The organism is Carboxylicivirga mesophila, from assembly GCF_018271975.1.
Taxonomy (GTDB): Bacteria; Bacteroidota; Bacteroidia; order Bacteroidales; family Marinilabiliaceae; genus Carboxylicivirga; species Carboxylicivirga mesophila.
Map to the genome: position 1 here is coordinate 19,649 of NZ_JAGUCN010000040.1, position 17,172 is coordinate 36,820.

General features: G+C 41.6%; 11 protein-coding genes. 7 read left to right on the forward strand and 4 right to left on the reverse strand.

From position 1 onward, the window contains the following. Positions 1-13: 13 nt before the first annotated feature. The 5 genes from KEM09_RS21165 (at position 14) to KEM09_RS21185 (ending at position 10,381) form a co-directional block, all read left to right on the forward strand. A complete protein-coding gene (locus KEM09_RS21165) occupies positions 14-1,651 on the forward strand; it encodes a right-handed parallel beta-helix repeat-containing protein (protein WP_212231805.1) in 1,638 nt (545 codons plus the stop codon). Positions 1,652-1,863: 212 nt separating this feature from the next. After that, complete coding sequence (lacZ, locus tag KEM09_RS21170; RefSeq protein ID WP_212231807.1) at positions 1,864-4,992, forward strand: beta-galactosidase, LacZ type; 3,129 nt, start codon at positions 1,864-1,866, stop codon at positions 4,990-4,992. Between the two features lie 40 nt (positions 4,993-5,032). Further along, on the forward strand, positions 5,033-7,255 hold the full coding sequence (locus KEM09_RS21175) for a sulfatase-like hydrolase/transferase (RefSeq protein ID WP_212231809.1): 2,223 nt from the start codon (positions 5,033-5,035) through the stop codon (positions 7,253-7,255). Between the two features lie 219 nt (positions 7,256-7,474). Beyond that, positions 7,475-8,887, forward strand: coding sequence for a sulfatase-like hydrolase/transferase (locus KEM09_RS21180; protein WP_212231811.1), 1,413 nt, complete (start codon positions 7,475-7,477; stop codon positions 8,885-8,887). A 57-nt stretch (positions 8,888-8,944) separates the two neighbouring features. After that, positions 8,945-10,381 carry a sulfatase gene (locus KEM09_RS21185; RefSeq protein WP_212231813.1) on the forward strand — a complete coding sequence of 479 codons (1,437 nt, stop codon included), beginning with the start codon at positions 8,945-8,947 and terminating at the stop codon, positions 10,379-10,381. 97 nt (positions 10,382-10,478) lie between these two features. On the opposite strand, the gene KEM09_RS21190 is transcribed toward KEM09_RS21185, so the two are convergent. The 3 genes from KEM09_RS21190 to KEM09_RS21200 all read right to left on the reverse strand — a co-directional run bounded on the left by KEM09_RS21190 (position 10,479) and on the right by KEM09_RS21200 (position 15,213). Further along, positions 10,479-11,153, reverse strand: coding sequence for a hypothetical protein (locus tag KEM09_RS21190; protein ID WP_212231815.1), 675 nt, complete (start codon positions 11,151-11,153; stop codon positions 10,479-10,481). A 100-nt stretch (positions 11,154-11,253) separates the two neighbouring features. Then, the gene (locus KEM09_RS21195) at positions 11,254-12,570 is read right to left on the reverse strand and encodes an RNA-directed DNA polymerase (protein ID WP_212231817.1); all 1,317 of its coding nucleotides are present in this window, start codon (positions 12,568-12,570) and stop codon (positions 11,254-11,256) included. Positions 12,571-12,585: 15 nt separating this feature from the next. After that, positions 12,586-15,213, reverse strand: a complete 2,628-nt coding sequence (locus KEM09_RS21200; protein WP_212231825.1) for a P-loop NTPase family protein — start codon at positions 15,211-15,213, stop codon at positions 12,586-12,588. Between the two features lie 258 nt (positions 15,214-15,471). Here KEM09_RS21200 and KEM09_RS21205 point away from each other — a divergent pair, with 258 nt between their 5' ends. Both KEM09_RS21205 and KEM09_RS21210 read left to right on the forward strand, forming a co-directional pair. After that, positions 15,472-15,621, forward strand: a complete 150-nt coding sequence (locus tag KEM09_RS21205) for a hypothetical protein (protein WP_212231827.1) — start codon at positions 15,472-15,474, stop codon at positions 15,619-15,621. Positions 15,622-15,709: 88 nt separating this feature from the next. Then, positions 15,710-16,207, forward strand: coding sequence for a hypothetical protein (locus tag KEM09_RS21210; protein ID WP_212231829.1), 498 nt, complete (start codon positions 15,710-15,712; stop codon positions 16,205-16,207). A gap of 153 nt (positions 16,208-16,360) precedes the next feature. On the opposite strand, the gene KEM09_RS21215 is transcribed toward KEM09_RS21210, so the two are convergent. Then, positions 16,361-17,172 (reverse strand): DNA-binding domain-containing protein (locus tag KEM09_RS21215; protein WP_212231836.1); only part of this gene is annotated, 812 nt, incomplete at its 5' end.

A 17,172-nucleotide genomic window follows, 5' to 3' on the forward strand; every position in this document is an offset into this window, starting at 1 on the left:
TTCATTCTTATACATGAAACGCATTCTCTCAGCATTAGCCCTTATTTTAACAGTGTTGTCCGTCTCGGCCGAGCGCTATTATGTGAACCCTGTTGCAGGCAATGATGCCAATACGGGCACTGGTAAAACAGTTCCCTTTCAAACGCTGGATAAAGTCAATTCATTGAAGCTGCAAGCCGGAGATGAGGTGCTGTTGGTGATGGGTCACACCCATAAGGGGTGCTTGTTGTTGAAGAATCTATCAGGTTCTGCAGACAAGCCTATTGTGATTGCTAGCTATCAGGAGGATGAAAAGACGGCTAAGGCAGCAAAGCCGATTATTGATGCAAAAGGTTTTCTGAATGGCATACTGCTCGAGAATTGCAGTTTCGTAACGATTGATGGTATTGAAATTAGGGCTGATGGAGGCGGTATGCATCCTGGTGATAAGTCGTCAAAGATGATGCGTTGCGGGGTGTTGGTGCAGGCAACAGAACCTGGTGAATACAGCAGCATAGCGCTTCATGAATTAACAATACGCGATGTCTTTTTTGAGGAAAAGGGCTTTAAAAGGGGGGCCGATGAAGTCAAAACGGCCAATGGAAAACAAAATTATGGATGGGGCATTCGATTTATTAATGCCCGTGAAGATGCTCATCTTCAGGATTTGATGGTTACGGGATGTCAGATTGAAAACGTGGCACATACCGGTTTAAAGTTCACTGGGAATAATAAGAATATCCGAAACATTCGTGTGATTGATAATACGGTGATGAGCACCGGTGGGCCAGGTATACAAATGTCGGGCGTTCATCAGGGACATGTGAAAGGCAATCAGGTTAGTTACTCGGGAAGTAACAATGATTCGCGCAAATGGGGACGAGGCAGTGGACTTTGGACTTGGGGCAGTTCCGATATCATCATTGAGCATAACACATTTAAGCATGCTAACGGGCCGGGTGATTCAGCCGGATGTCACATTGATTATAACTGCAACAATGTGATTGTTCAGTATAACCTGAGTGCCAACAATGCCGGTGGTTTTTGCGAAATATTGGGTAACAATTTCAATTGTGCCTATCGCTATAATGTCAGCATTAACGACGGGCATCGTGTTAAAGGGAAAGATGGTGCCTTTCAGGAAGGAAAGATTTTCTGGTTGAGTGGCTACCAGGGGAAAAAGGCCCGTAGTGGCCCCTTTAACAGTTATTTCTACAACAATACCATCTACGTCAAAAAGGGGATAGTCGTCAAAATTGCAGTTGATAAGGCTTCGGCAGGAGTGCTCATAGCCAATAACATTTTTTATATAGAAGGAGAGAGCAAAGCTGTATTAGGCGATCAGTATAATCCTGAGAAAGCCGGCGAATCTAAAGTGCACAACATTGTGTTTACCAATAACCTGTACCTGAAAAAAGGTAATTGGCCGCATGATGTGTTGATTCAGGATGATAGTCCGCTGTATGGGAATCCAGCGTTTGCCAATGCAGGAGGCCAGCAATTGAAGGATTATCTGCCAACGAACATCAAACTGGTAAACAACCAAAGCATCCATATTACTCCGCTGCCCAACGATAGCATTGGACTTTTCATCGGCTTAAAGCTTGAAACCGATATACTGGGCAATAAGATTGAGGGTTTGCCCGACTTGGGTGCTTTTGAGATTAAATAGCTAGGAACAGGCTATTGCTATAACATGTAAGATACTGACTTACTATACTCAGGGATGATTGAATGAAAGGATTACCCCTTGTGTTTGAAGAAATCAGTTCAAGAGAATGACAGCAATCAGACCTGAACATGACAGAATGAATCAATTGATTTTAACGAATAATCCAGACCTTGCTCAAACAATAAAAACCAAGAAATAACAATAAAGGAAAGATGAAGAAGCTTTTAATGGCGCATATTTTAATGCTGGTTGTGAGCCTCACTTTCGCCACTAAACGGCCTGAGTGGGATAACGTAAAGGTGTTGCATATTAATAAGGAACAACCTCATACGACCATGATGGTATATGGCTCCGATAAGTCGGCTTCAAGTTTTGATAAGCACACCTCGGAATATTTTCAAAGTCTGAATGGTGATTGGCGGTTTAAGTGGTCCGAAAACCCAGCCAGCCGGCCTGAGAAATTCTATGAAACCAGCTTTGATGACTCACAATGGACAAGCATCCCCGTGCCTTCTAACTGGGAACTTCATGGGCATGGAATCCCTATCTATACCAACGATACCTATCCGTTTGAAAAAGACAATCTGGAAGCGCCTAAAGCATGGAATCCGGTGGGCTCCTATCGTTACACCTTTGAGGTGCCTGAAAATTGGGATGGCAGAGAAGTGTACATCAATTTTGATGGGGTCCAATCGGCCTACTATGTTTGGGTGAATGGCAAGAAGGTGGGTTACTGCCAGGGCAGTCGTACGCCTGGTGAATTCAATATCACCAAATACCTGCAAAAAGGTATTAATCAATTGGCTGTTGAAGTATACCGCTGGAGCGATGCCTCTTATTTGGAGGATCAGGATTTCTGGCGATTGAGTGGCATCTTCCGCGATGTGTATTTGTGGTCAACACCCAAAACGCATATCCGCGATTTTGTTTACTCTGCTTCGCTGAGCGATTCATATACCGATGGCGTGTTTCAATTGAAGGGAGAAGTTATTTCAAAAGCCAAACAAGCTGTTTCGGTTAAGTACCAGTTGTTAGATGCAGCCGGTAAAGAGCAATTGGCGGGAACAGTACCTGTTGAAGTTGGTAAGGGATTGGTTCGTTTTAGTTCAGATATGCACACGCTTAAAGATGTGCAAGCCTGGAGTGCTGAGTCACCCTATTTATACCAGCTTTTACTTTCGCTTGAAGACAAGGATGGAAAAGTACTAGAGGTGATTCCTCAGAAAGTGGGTTTCCGCACTGTGGAGATTAAAAATGGACGCCTGTTAATTAATGGCGTGGCTGTGCTGTTCAAAGGCACTAATCGTCACGAGCATCATCCGGAAACGGGGCATTATGTGACGACAGCGGATATGATGCGGGATATTATCCTGATGAAACAAAATAACATCAATGCGGTTAGAACCAGTCACTATCCGAATACGCCTGAGTGGTATGCATTGTGCGACGAATACGGTATCTACCTCATTGATGAAGGAAATATTGAGACACATGGTTTCGGCAATAAGGGTGATAACCGTTTGACCTGCTCACCCGACTGGGAACAGGCGTACCTGGATCGTGTAGAACGTATGGTGTACCGCGATCGCAACCATGCTTCTGTAGTTATCTGGTCGATGGGTAATGAAAGTGGCGATGGGCCTAATGCAAAAAAGGCACATGAGTGGGTCAAAGCAACAGACCCGTCACGCCCGTATTTGTACGAAGGCACCACGCGTAAAGGTGGCCGCGACTATGCTGATGTCTACTCACGCATGTATGCCACGCCCGAAGAGTGTGCCAATATCACCAAAGACTATGCGCACATGCCATTTATCCTATGCGAGTACACACATGCCATGGGTAATAGCAATGGGAACCTGAAGGAATACTGGGATTTGGTGTATGCCGATAATAACTTCCAGGGTGGATTTGTTTGGGACTGGATGGATCAGGGCCTGAAGCAGCCGGTTCCTGAAGCATATAAGAACACCTCTCAGGAAGATCACTTCTATGCCTATGGTGGTTGGTGGGAAGATGCCCGTGGCGTGCATCACGATGGTAATTTCTGTATGAATGGGCTGTTGGCTTCTGACTGGACGCCCCACCCGGGACTAAATACGATCAAGTACTTCTACCGAAACATACATGTAGAAGCTGTTAATATAGAGCAACTGGAATTTACCATTACCAACTGGTACGATTTCTCCAATGCAGCCGAGTGGGTAGATGGCGAATGGGAACTTTTGGAAGATGGATTGCCGGTGGCATCTGGAGCATTAGAGAGTATGGATCTGCCGGCACGTTCGGGTAAAAATATCCAGTTGAATGTGGACTATCAATACCAAGAGGGGAAAGAGTATTTTATCACTTTCAGCTTCAAACTGAATAAAGATACCTTCTTTGCCAAAGCCGGACACGAACTGGCCTGGGACCAGTTTAAGCTAAGTGACAATACAACCCAGGCGCTGAAGGCAGTACAAACAGATGCTGCCCCTGACTGGCGGACAGAAGGTCGCTCAGTGTATGTTTGGGGCGAAGGCTTCTCCATTATTTTTGATAAGCTGAATGGTCGCCTGGAAAAATACTTCCTGGGTGATGAATTAGTGATTAAAAAAGGGCCTCAGCCTGACTTCTGGCGTGTGCCAACCGATAATGATCGCGGCGCTGTTAAAGGCGGGAGCAAGAAATTACCTCAATTAGGCGTTTGGGAACATGCCAATAGCTGGATCATTGATGAAGTGACACCTAAGGAAGAGGGTAATACGCTTATAATTGAAGTAAAAGGGCAATTGCCGATGGTGGAGGCCACCTATAGCCAAACCTATACTGTATATGGCAATGGCGAGGTAGACGTGTATTGCCAGTATGTTGCCGGCGATAAGGATTTGCCAATGGTGCCACGCATGGGAACAGAGCTGGTGATTGAGCCCGGTTTCGATCAGCTTCAGTGGTATGGTCCAGGAAAATATCCTACTTACCAGGATAGAAATGTGGAAAAGATGGGTGTGTATTCGTCCACGGTTGCCAATGAATGGGTGGAATATTCAAAGCCGCAGGAGAATGGCTATAAATGTGATACACGCTGGTTTACAATGACCAATGCTGAAGGAAAGGGTTTGTGTTTTACAGGAGAACAACCTATTGGATTCGGGGCAGCTCACTACAGTAAGCAGGCCATTCAGCAAAGCGATTATTCTTTTGAACTGACAAAGCAGCCAGAGATATACCTGAATGTCGATCATAAGCAAATGGGTATTGGTGGCACAACCAGCTGGTTGATGAATGCATTTCCAAGAAAAGATTACCGTTTACAAAATGTAGATTATACCTTTAGGTACAGAATTTCCCCTGTTCGCTAAAGAATTAGAAGAGTTGTTAACTCATGATGTTACTTAATTTATGAAAAATCGATTCTCAATAAGAACCCTTGCGCTATTGGTCATTGCCATGTGCGCACTGGTGCCTGTAAAAGCGCAAAGCGATCAGGCTGTTTCACCCAATGTCATCATTATCCTGACCGATGATCAGGGCTATGGCGATGTGGGTTTTAACGGCTGTAAAGATATACCCACGCCAAACATCGACCGGATTGCGGATAATGGTGTTAAGTTCACCAATGCCTATGTGACCTATGCCGTGTGTGGCCCCAGCCGTGCCGGCATCATGACGGGGCGCTACCAGGACCGCTTTGGCTTTGGCCGTAATCCTTTACTGGCTCCAAACGATACGTTGCAGGGATTACCTTCTACCGAAGAAACATTGGCTACGGTGTTGGAACGCTCAGGTTATACGAGTATGGCATTGGGCAAGTGGCATTTGGGAGCCCACAAAACTCAGTATCCACTCAATCGTGGTTTCGATGAGTTCTTTGGCTTTTTAAGTGGAGGTCATCAGTATTTTCCTGAAGAGTGGACCTTGAATGATGTATCTGAAATCAAGGCGCAGTTCGATGGCTACAGAACCAAACTGATGCGCAATAATGGCAGGGTAGAAGAAAACGAGTACCTGACAGATGCGTTATCGCGTGAAGCCGTTTCGTTTATCGAGCGAGAGGCTGATAATCCATTTTTCATTTACCTGGCTTACAATGCGCCACATGCGCCGCTGCAGGCCACCGAGAAATACCTGAGTCGCTTTACGCATATCAAGGATAAAAAAAGAAGAACCTATGCGGCCATGGTGAGCGCCGTGGATGATGGGGTTGGCCTGGTGCTTGATAAACTGGAGGACTTAGGCATAGCAGAAAACACCATTGTATTTTTCTTGTCGGATAATGGCGGTCCCGAGCAACATAATGCTTCTGATAACGGACCGCTGCGCGATGGCAAAGGGAGTTTGTACGAAGGCGGCATTCATGTGCCGTTTGCCATGCAATGGCCGGGAACAGTGCCGTCAGGGATGGTTTACCACCAACCGGTTATCTCACTTGATATGTTTGCTACGGCAGTCACTTATGCTAGTGCAAGCCCGGCTAATCCAATTGACGGTGTCAACCTTGTGCCCTTCTTGAATGGGGATATGAGTGGAGTGCCGCATCAGGCGCTTTATTGGCGCAAATACGACCAGAAGGCCTACGCAATCAGAAGTGGAGATATGAAGCTGGTGAAGTATAAAAGTGAAGTGGATGAGGTCTATAATCTGCAGGATGACATAGGTGAAAGTAGTAGTTTGGAATTATCTGAGGATAATCACTATGATAGTCTGAAGGCGTCATACTCAGAATGGGAGAACCAGTTGAAAGACCCCATTTTCCTGGGGCTGATGCAGAATAAGCTGTATACCAATGCTCATCCCGAACGTTATCAACTGGTGAATCCTTATCGTCCGGATACATTGCCGGCACACATACCCAATGGTTATGAGCTTGTTTGGGCCGATGAATTTAATACTGAAGGTAAGCCCAACGATGCTTTCTGGTCCTATGAAACCGGTTTTGTGCGTAATGAAGAACTGCAATGGTACCAGGCCGATAATGCATCGCTTAAGGATGGCGTTTTATGTATTGAGGGACGCCGTGAGCAGGTGAAGAATACCAATTACAAACGCAAGAGTGCGGATTGGCGCAAGCATCGTAAAACAGCTGCATATACTTCTGCTTGCATCAAGACGAAAGATAAGTTTTCATTTAAGTATGGCATTATGGAGGTGCGTGCCCGCATCGATACCAGCCTGGGCATGTGGCCGGCCATCTGGACCCTTGGCGTGGAAGGTCAATGGCCATCCAATGGCGAAGTGGACCAGTTGGAGTATTACCGCCATGAGGGGGAAGCCAAGCTTTTGGCCAATGCAGCCTGGGCCAACGATAAGATGCAACCGGTGTGGGATTCGGCCAAGGTGCCATTTAAAAGCTTCCTGGCTAATCAACCGGATTGGGCAGATAGGTTTCATACCTGGAAAATGGAGTGGACCGAAGACTATATCCGCTTGTACCTGGATGATGAATTGCTGAATACTATTGATTTGTCAAAGACCATCAATGCCGATGGTACAAATCCATTTCATCAGCCACAATACATTCTGTTGAACCTGGCCATTGGTGCCAATGGAGGCGACCCCTCAGCAACCACCTTCCCGCGCAACTACGAAGTGGATTATGTGCGGGTGTATCAAGTGAAAAAGTAATGCAGCTTGGGCAATAGCCTGATAAAATGGGTTCAATATGGATTAGGAGCGCAAGCAGGCATAGCCAAAGATTTTTTTGCTTCCATTTTTCATCATGGAAAAAAGGAAGTCGGGGTTTGGGGTTGAAAACCCCAGTGTGATGATAATAGTATTACCCTCTAAATGTCATATTGGGCAATAAATTGTAAAAGTGAATCAATAGATTAAAAGGAGTTTCTTATGATTAAATCAATCTTATATATTGTTGGCATTGGGCTGTTAAGTTCCCTGATGAGCTGCAATGGACCGGTAAAGGAGGCAACGAAACAGCCGAACGTCATTATCATGCTCATTGATGATGCCGGCTATGCCGATTTTGGTTTTGCCGGGTCGCCAGACTTAAAAACACCCCATATCGACCAACTGGCCAATACGGGTATACGTTTTACCGATGCGCATGTAACCGCTTCTGTTTGTGGACCAAGCCGGGCCGGTATCATGGTTGGTAAATACCAGCAGCGCTTTGGGTTTGAATGTAATCCCTCGGAGGAATACACAGGCATTGACTTGAATGAGCAAACCATTGCCGATGCCATGAAGCAGGCCGGTTATACAACGGCCGCCTTTGGTAAATGGCACTTGGGTGAAGGACCTGCGTATCGCCCCAACCAGCGTGGCTTCGACTATTTCTGGGGTTTCCTGGCAGGCGGAAGAAGTTACTTTCCCAATGATAAGCAGGATAGAGAGGGTACTTCGCATTCGATTCGTGAAAACGATCAGTTCACGACCTTTGATGGTTACCTGACAGACCGTTTGGGTGAAAAAGCGGCGCAGTTTATCGAGGACCACAAGGAGCAGCCATTTTTTATTTACTGGGCACCCAATGCGGTGCATACGCCCATGGAAGCGGCAGAAGCTGATTTGGCATTGTTTGAAGGGCATCCGAGACAAACACTGGCCGCCATGACCTGGGCACTGGACAGGGCCGTAGGGACCATTGTCAACAAGCTGAAAGAAGCGAATATATATGAAAACACCTTGATTTTCTTCCTGAGTGATAACGGTGGGGCGCACAACAACCAGTCGTCCAATCTGCCCCTGAAAGGTTTTAAAGGAAATAAATACGAAGGTGGACACCGGGTGCCTTTCCTGATGCACTGGCCGGCCAGATATTCACAAGGCAGGATTTATAATGGCTTGACCTCTTCTTTGGATATGTTTGCCACCAGCATTGATGTGGCAGGCTTACCCCACAACAAAGACATCGATGGCGTTAGTTTGCTGCCTTACCTGGATGATGCCGATAAAGGTGAGCCGCATGAAAAACTCTTCTGGCGAAAGGACCCCATGGCGGCCATGCGCGCTGGCGACCATAAGCTCATCCGTGTTGAAAGGCTGGGGCAGCGATTGTATAACCTGGATACTGATTTAGGCGAGACAAACGATTTATCCGAAACAGAAGCCTGGCAAGCAACCCAGCTGAATGGTGAGCTTGAAGCCTGGGAGGGAACGCTAATGGCGCCGCTATGGACCGAAGGGGCCGTTTGGGATACCGTTACCTGGATGATTCATGAAGATTATTTCCATAATCGTGAGCCACAGGTGAAGAATCCTGAGCAACTAAAAATGTGGAAATCAAGCCAGAATCAATAAATTTGAACAGCGTGGCAACCTGCTTTAGGAAGCCGTTGATAAGATAAATCTATCGTTATGAGAAAGTCATTACTACGCCTCTTACCGCTGTTAGCAATAGCGTTTGTATTAATCGGGTGTGCTCAAAAGCAGGAGCAGCCTAATGTGGTGTTAATTCTGGTGGACGACCTGGGCTGGACCGATTTAGGCCTGATGGGAAGCACCTTGTATCAAACGCCCCATGTGGACCGCTTGGCCGAGAAGAGCACTGTGTTTACCAATGCCTATGCGGCTTGCACGGTTTGCTCGCCAACGCGTGCCAGTATTATGACCGGTAAATACCCGGCCACCCTGAACTGTACCGACTGGATAGAGGGGCATAAACGCCCCCATGCAAAGCTGGCGGTGCCGGACTGGACCATGTATCTGGATACCGCTGAGTATAACCTGGCTGAAGCATTTAAGCATAATGGCTATGTGACAGCCCACATTGGTAAATGGCATTTGGGCGAATCAGCCATCTACTGGCCCGTATCTCAGGGTTTCGATAGTAATATTGGCGGCTGGGCCAAGGGTTCGCCACAACTGAGAAAGAAGCAGGGCTTTGGCGGGTATTTTGCCCCCTATGGCAATCCGCGCCTGGCAGATAAAGAAAGCGGGGAGTACCTGACCGAGCGCTTGTCGCAGGAGGCCTGCCATTTCATCGAAACGCATCATCCCGATAAAACAGGGCAGCCTTTCTTCTTAAACTTTTGGCTGTATAACGTGCATTTGCCCTTACAGGCTAAAGCCTATAAGGTTGAGAAGTACAAGGCCCTGGTGGACTCAACACAGCACCACCTGAACCCCACCTATGCAGCCATGGTAGAGCACATGGACGATGCCGTTGGCGCCATACTAAACAGTCTGAAAGTAAATGGCCTGAGCGAGAATACCATTGTTGTGTTTACCTCCGATAATGGCGGGCATGCGCAGCAGCGAAAAACGATGGTGACCAGCAACTACCCCCTGCGCGAAGGCAAGGGGCATGTGTATGAGGGAGGCGTGCGTGTGCCCATGCTTATTTATAACCCGCAGCTTGAGCAGCAGGTGAACGTAAGTCATCAGCCGGTTATCTCCAATGATATTTTTCCAACGCTGGCAGCCATGGCCAATCTGCAACTACCGGACAAGGTAAGCGCAGGCTTTGATGGACTGAGCCTGGATGGCGTCATTGAGGTGGACAAGCCGCTGAAGCGCTCGGCCTTGTTCTGGCATTATCCGCATTACCATACGCTTGGGGCCACGCCCTACAGCGCCATACGCAAGGGCGATTGGAAGTTGATTCGTTTTTTTGAAGATGAGCACTACGAGCTATACAACCTCAAAGAGGATATCTCAGAATCAGTAAATGTGGCAGAGCAGCACAGCGATAAGGTGAATGCCTTAAAAGATGAGCTATTCCTGTGGTATCAGCAGGTGGAGGCGCAAATGCCAAGGCCCAATAGTCATTACAAATTAGATAGCAGTAAATAGATAAATGCTTGCCGATAGGCAAGCATTTATTGTTTAAAGCCCTGTACGTCGGGTGGCTTCGTGTGACGGAATAATTAGCCATTGTTGGCGGGCGTTATTATTCTTCGGTTTCTAATTCTCTCTTTATTAGATTATAGTAAAATTCAACAACGAGGATTCTTATAAAAAATGGTTCATGGTAGTTAATCTTTAGCTTCTTAAATCCTTCTGCAACTCTTAAATAACTAATATTTCCAAGAGCTGATTTTCCTTCAACATAGCTTTGTATAATTGTGTCATTTGGAGCGTAGTTATCGAGTCCATATAGATAAAGTCCACCTGTATTTGAGTCAAAATATTTGCTCAAATCAACATCAACTTCAATTCCTTTGTTTCTTGTTATTGGCATGATTTCTTCTTCAGCTTGTTCTTCTGTTGGGTCCCAAAGTGAGGAAGTGTATTCTTCATTACCAAACAACCACACTTCTTTTCTTAATCCGCTTTTTTCCCATTCCGCGACGATTTTAGTGCTCTTTTCTTTATCAATTATAAAGTTGTAGTTATAGTCTTTGGTATCTGTCAAAGTTTTCAAAAATTGATAAATCCTTTGATTTTCATCTTCATAGTCAGGATAATTCAATACAAGAAAATCACGAAATGATTCTACAGTGTTATTGAAGACTTTTGCTTTTTCGTTTCCTAGAAGCTTATTAAACCCTTCAATATCATTTTGTGCTTGATTTTGACAGCTAATAACTAGAAGTATTGAAACTAAGGCTATTAATTTTCTCATAGTCACTTCTTTTAATGCACACCGGCCTGCCGTGTGATGCGTAGTTTGTGTTGCGCCTGCGGCAAGCTATGCATTATTTACCGCGTGTTGTGTGTAGGCTTTAATTTAACCTTACTTGGTCTATTTTTGTATCAATTATTTTCAAGTCAAATTCTTTACGTTCCTTTTTATAAAATGCTCTTAAGTTATAATGATATGAATTATATGGAACATTGTTAATTAACTCATCTAGGGCTGTATAAAACTCTGCATCATTATTAATAAATGACTTTATTCTTTTAAAGTGCCAAATGCCTAATTGAGCGAGAAAATCTGGGTCAAGAAATTTTGATATCAAACGTTTTTTATATTTAGCCTCTATTAAGCTACTGTCAATAGTTAATATTCGTTTTAACACTGAGTTATCTCTAAACCTAATATTCTTTTCCAAAAATTCGAAATACATACCCACACCGGCATTTATTGAATTTTTGTTCTCTTTATCTCGTAATAACTCAAACAAGCCAAAGCACCAATAAGTATTAAATTCATTCTTAGACTTAAACTCTTTGACTTTGCTACTATTAAAATTCAAGTTTATTTTTAAAAGTTCTCTTGAGGCTTCAAATAGAATAGATTTAGCTGTAGATAAATCCTTTGCATAAATTATCTGGTCGTCAGCAAAACGTATATATTTTGCTCCATAACGATTAGCAATTTCATTCATTGCTAAATCATAGTCCTGTAAATAAAAGTTTGCTAAGATTCTTGAACAATCACCAATTTCATCCTGCGGTATTCCAACAGTCTTTGGGTTATATCCTTCTAATTTCTTGTTCCAGTTTTGTAGAAAGTGGAATAGTAAAGTTACAGCATCTTGCTTTGATTTTGGGATTACATGTCTAATTTTTCTTTCAAGTATCGTTAGGTTTATGCAATCATAGAAATTAGCAATATCAAGATTAATAAAACATTTCCAATCATCAGTGTCTCTGTGAGATTTTGCAATATTCTGAAATGATTGCCATTCCTGAACCCAAGACAGTTCGTTAATAGTATTATAAGGAACATAATCTAATTCTATTATTTCTTGTTCCTCTTTTAGTCTTATTGGATTACCCAAAGTCCAACCACCATATGTACCTTCAACTCTATTTACTGCAATTTCATTTTCAAGTAACTTTATGCACAAAAAGAAAACGCAATAGTCCTTCCTTGTAAAAGTTGGTACGTACCGTGAAATTCCATTGTGCTTATTTACAACAATGTAATCTCTAGGGTTTTTGGGACTATATGTAAACTCACTTATCTCATCGTAAAGTTCATTTAGAAATTTATTCTTATCAGGACTACTCTCAAAAGGAACAATACTCTCCTTCAATTTCTTCCAAAATTTAGATTCAAATACTTTTTCAAATGAAGCTTTATCTATTTTCATTGTTATGTGTTGTAGTTATACTAAATTAATTTCTTGAATCTTATTATTGACATCTGAAATCTGAGTTTTTAAATCTGCAAGAAAGTCGAATGAAGGCTCAATAGCTTCTTGTTTAATATCATGCGAGATTACCTCTAATTTTGCATCATCATAATTGAAGTAGGCACTTAATAATCTAGTTATATTTTTAATCTCTTCAATATAAACACTTCTTATTTCTTTATCTTTCTTATGACACTCAATTAATTCTAAATATATCCCACTAAGTTTTTTGGAATAAGACTGATTACGTATATCTGCAAGTTGTTTTTCTAAACTTTCTCTAAAATGTTTATCTATTAATGTTTTTTCATCTTGATTATCTTTAAACTCCTTTAAACTATTATCTAATATCTTATTTGATGAAGTAATCATTTCATTTTTAATTTCTTGCTTAGAATCCCTAATTTTATCAGAAATCGTATCAGTTAACTTTGCTATTGCAAAAGATATTACAGGTAAAACTAGGTTTGCAACAATACTTATAATAAAGTTATTTGCAGTATCATCATTCAGTTTTAAATAATTGAAAATTGTAAACGGTAAAACTATTGAAGCTGCAATGACAGTAAAAAGGAAGAACCTTGTCCAGCGATTTCTTTTTAACGTTTTGGTCTTTGTTCTAAATTTTGTTTGATATTCACGTATATTCTGTTCTATTTCATGGAATGTAGATTTAATTTTATTTCTTAGTCTATGATTAACATTATCTATCAGAATATTGCACAAGTTAGATGAACTTTCTGCTATGGTACTTTTGGTTTCTATTTTATCAAATTCAACAACACTTAAATCGACTGAATTTAGAGTTATTTGATTTTCCTCAAAGTCATATTTTAGTTTAGATAGACTATCTTGAAATGTTTTAGTATTCTCATTGTAGTTTGAAAATATGATGTCAGCAGCTTTTTGTTTTATTTGTTCCTTAAATTGCTCCTTAAATTCGCTTTCTAATTGATTTAATTTATGACCAATCCCAAGCTTAGATATATATTCTTTTACGTGCTCTGAGAATACACCTGCCCTATATAAATATACATGGTCAAAATGAACATCAATATCTTTATTTAATCCTTCTTGTGCTTTTCTAATTATGTCTGAAAGTAGAGAAATAGGTTGAAAATTTAATAATCTATGGCTAAGAGAATTATTATTTGATTTAAGAAAATATAATAATTCTTTAACTGCTGAAAGAAGAGTTGTTTCTATTTTATTCATTTCACTCTCTACAAAAGTTGAGAATGTAACGTTAATTTGAGGCAATTCAGTGACTTTAAAATCTTCAATCTTATACTTTAAGTTTTGGAATCTATTTAAATCGACATTTTCTATTTCAGTTCTTACACTTGAGAGATATGGTCTTATTTCATCTTGTGTCTTAGAAATAAATTCATCATAAAATTCATTAACAGGTGTTGATTTAAATGAACTAAAATTACTCGATATTTTATTGAATAATTCTACAATCAATGTATCTCCCCATATAGTTGTACATACATTTTTTAAAGATGGTTCTTCAAGGTCTTTTATATTTCTATTTTTAATTCTTTCAATTTCACTCTGATAGTTTCGCCAAGTTTCTGTTAGTCGATTGTTAGTGATTCTGACTTTGTCCTCATATCTTGCAATATTATTTCTGGCATCGTCCACATATTTATTTAAGGTTTTTAATTTACTAGTTGTATTTTCTAAAAAACGGGATCTAATTTTTAAACCATTATTTCTAAATAAACTGACTTTATATTCATGCATTCGAATTTTATTCTCAACATCATCTAATGAAGAATATTCTGAAACATAATCAACTAAATCAGGAATACCAAAGCCTTTTTTATTATCAATAATATGAAAATCTTTATCTGATATTTTAACTAAATCGATTGTGTCTTTAATTCTAGCAATAGCTTTAGCAATAAACCTGTTTGATTCTGATTCATCGAAATTATCAACTGAAATACCGCTATCAAAATCCTTTCTAAATTCATCAGCTCTCGTTACAATAAATTTTGTTGGTATTAATGATAAGTTCTCCTCTTTTGCTTTCAATAATGGAAGGTCATTTTCATCTAATGGATTTGTTGAAGAAAAGAAATACAATAGCAAATCACATATAGGTAAATAGTCTTGCATTAATTCACTTATAATTAACGGATCAGTATCGCCTGCTCCTGGAGTATCAATAAAAACAATGTTTTTCAGAAAATCGTGTTCAACATAAACAGGTTTGACTGGTATATTCCCATAGCTAACTAATTTGATAAATGAAGGTTCATTGCTTGGATGAGTAATTAATGAAATCGCTTTATCACTTGGATGTAAATCAACTTCCCTTGCATTTTTTCCTGACAAATTGAGTAAAGAATTAATTGTACTTGATTTTCCTGAAGAAAAATGTCCCATAAATCCAATGTAAACAAGCTCTCTTTTCTTTTCAATATACTGACCAACACTTTTGTGAATTCGCCTTAAAGCATCGTAATTAGATCTACTTTCAACATTTGTCTCTATTTCAAGAATACTTTTGGTTAATTCATCCTTTGAAAGAGAAATCAACTCTTCAAATTTTATTAATAATTGCTTAGTTTCACTATTGTTCTCATTCATATTTTATGATTGTTTATTGTAGGAACGTCTCTCTCTATAACACATAACTCATTTATACCCGCACCCTCATACCCGATATATTACCACTATCACCCACTAAGGCATATAGCCATTTCTACCGGCACTCAAGTGCCCAATAATTTATTAGTCTTTTATGCTTTCCTGCCCCTTATTACGCTCACATTATCCCCGGTCAGGGGGGCAGTTTTTCCGATTAGTGCCTGCTAAATTAGAATTTATTTTGAGATGCACATACTTATGTTGATAAAAGATGGGGTGGAGTTGATGAGTGGTCAGTGGTTAGTGGTCAGTAGTTGGGTAGAAGGTAGAGTTGCTGGTTTTGGGTTACTGGTTGCTGGTTGCTGGTTTTGGGTGTTTTTTGGGGCAGAAGAGAATAGAGAAGAGTGAAGAGAAAAGTGAAGAGTGAAAAGTTGGTAGTGAGTAGTGGGGGTGGGAGGTGAGGCGGATTGACATCAGGCTATTACAATTCATAACTTTGCTGGAAAACAGGCTGATGTGTTTTGAGCTGCGCCCATATCATCGCATCGTTGCATTCTTGTGTATTGCTATCCATCTGGTTGGTTGCTCTGGCAATAGGTGGGTAACCAGCTACAATAAAAGTGTAGAATTAGAAGGTGACTATACGGTTTTTATCAACCAAAACTACCGGAACTATTACCACCAGCTATATGGTGCCGTTACTTCGGATAGTGCATTGTTGGGTTACATTATTCCCGATGAAGAAATAAGTACGGTGCCTCGTCAGTTGGATTATTATGTGGTGTATTGCGATATGCCATTAGCGGATGCGGCAGCTGACTCATTAAGTGTTGCAATCTCGTTTGATGCCATCGTTAAGGTGAGGCAATTTGAGTATAATAGAAATGTTAAGTATGCCCGTACGGCTGTATTGGTTGCCTTACCATTTGTATTAGCCATTATCATTTACCACGAGTACCAGTCAATGGACTTAGATATTGGGTGGTCGGGTTAAAGGAGGTTGATTTCTCAGGCAGCGTGGGCACGCTACCCAATTACCCTGGGCAAGGCGCCCAAACAGCTTGGGCAGCTTACCCAAACAGCGTGGGCGCATTGCCCAAGCGGCTTGGGCGTACTGCCCAATCAAAATTTCTAACAAAATAGCTGTTTAGCTAACAGGTACCAGTTCATATGGCAGGCGGCCAGTGCGTAAGGTTTTGGAGTTGTGGTAAATGCATCTTACTTCAATGGCGTATGTGCCACTTGTTAATGTGGCAGGCACGATAAACATTAATTCAGAAGGGAAGTTCTTAATAATATTATCAACGCGGGTTTCGGTGCCATCTCCAGCAATAAAAAAGATGCCTTGCGTTTCGTCATCCTGGTTAAACTTTAGCGTTGTACCACGTATTGAGGCTACATGGCCAGAGGTAAACGACTCATTAACCACTTTACTCATTTGGTCGGTAAAGTTTTGTAAAACAGGTTGAATGGCAGTGATGTTAACCTTTTTAAGCTCAATGTTTGCCGCAGCCTGGGCCAGTCGTCTCCCCGCATTTAAATTAATCTTAACGGAATGCCTGGCGGTATCAAACGCATCCTGGTTATTGGAAAACACGCCAACAATGCTTGGGGCAATCTTAAAAAGTTCGGTACTCACATTGTTTCCTTTTTGAATGGAATCAACAACAGCGTACTCAAACTCTTCAATAACCGATAGTGCTTCGGCCTTGGTAACGGTCGAGCCTTTGCCAATCATTGTTTCAACAATTTGTTCAACAGTAATCGTGTCATTGTCGGTGGTGACTGCCATGCAGTCGTTTGGATCATCAGTCAGATGATTTGGAACAAGTCCATAGCGTAAAGCCATAATATGTAGTATTAAAATCCTATATTGCAAGCTCCGCCGGCCTCCTCTTCCAAAGCGTGACGCCAATCTTGCCAGGTTGATGACCAGCCGGCGGTTTACTTCGCAACATT

What these genes read in the sequence shown, in the direction of transcription:
- KEM09_RS21185 (WP_212231813.1), top strand. Translation starts at nt 8,945, where the DNA reads ATGAGAAAGTCATTACTACGCCTCTTACCGCTGTTAGCAATAGCGTTT.
- KEM09_RS21165 (WP_212231805.1), top strand. Translation starts at nt 14, where the DNA reads ATGAAACGCATTCTCTCAGCATTAGCCCTTATTTTAACAGTGTTGTCC.
- KEM09_RS21180 (WP_212231811.1), top strand. Translation starts at nt 7,475, where the DNA reads ATGATTAAATCAATCTTATATATTGTTGGCATTGGGCTGTTAAGTTCC.
- KEM09_RS21195 (WP_212231817.1), bottom strand. Translation starts at nt 12,570, where the DNA reads ATGAAAATAGATAAAGCTTCATTTGAAAAAGTATTTGAATCTAAATTT.
- lacZ (WP_212231807.1), top strand. Translation starts at nt 1,864, where the DNA reads ATGAAGAAGCTTTTAATGGCGCATATTTTAATGCTGGTTGTGAGCCTC.
- KEM09_RS21200 (WP_212231825.1), bottom strand. Translation starts at nt 15,213, where the DNA reads ATGAATGAGAACAATAGTGAAACTAAGCAATTATTAATAAAATTTGAA.
- KEM09_RS21205 (WP_212231827.1), top strand. Translation starts at nt 15,472, where the DNA reads ATGTTGATAAAAGATGGGGTGGAGTTGATGAGTGGTCAGTGGTTAGTG.
- KEM09_RS21175 (WP_212231809.1), top strand. Translation starts at nt 5,033, where the DNA reads ATGAAAAATCGATTCTCAATAAGAACCCTTGCGCTATTGGTCATTGCC.
- KEM09_RS21190 (WP_212231815.1), bottom strand. Translation starts at nt 11,153, where the DNA reads ATGAGAAAATTAATAGCCTTAGTTTCAATACTTCTAGTTATTAGCTGT.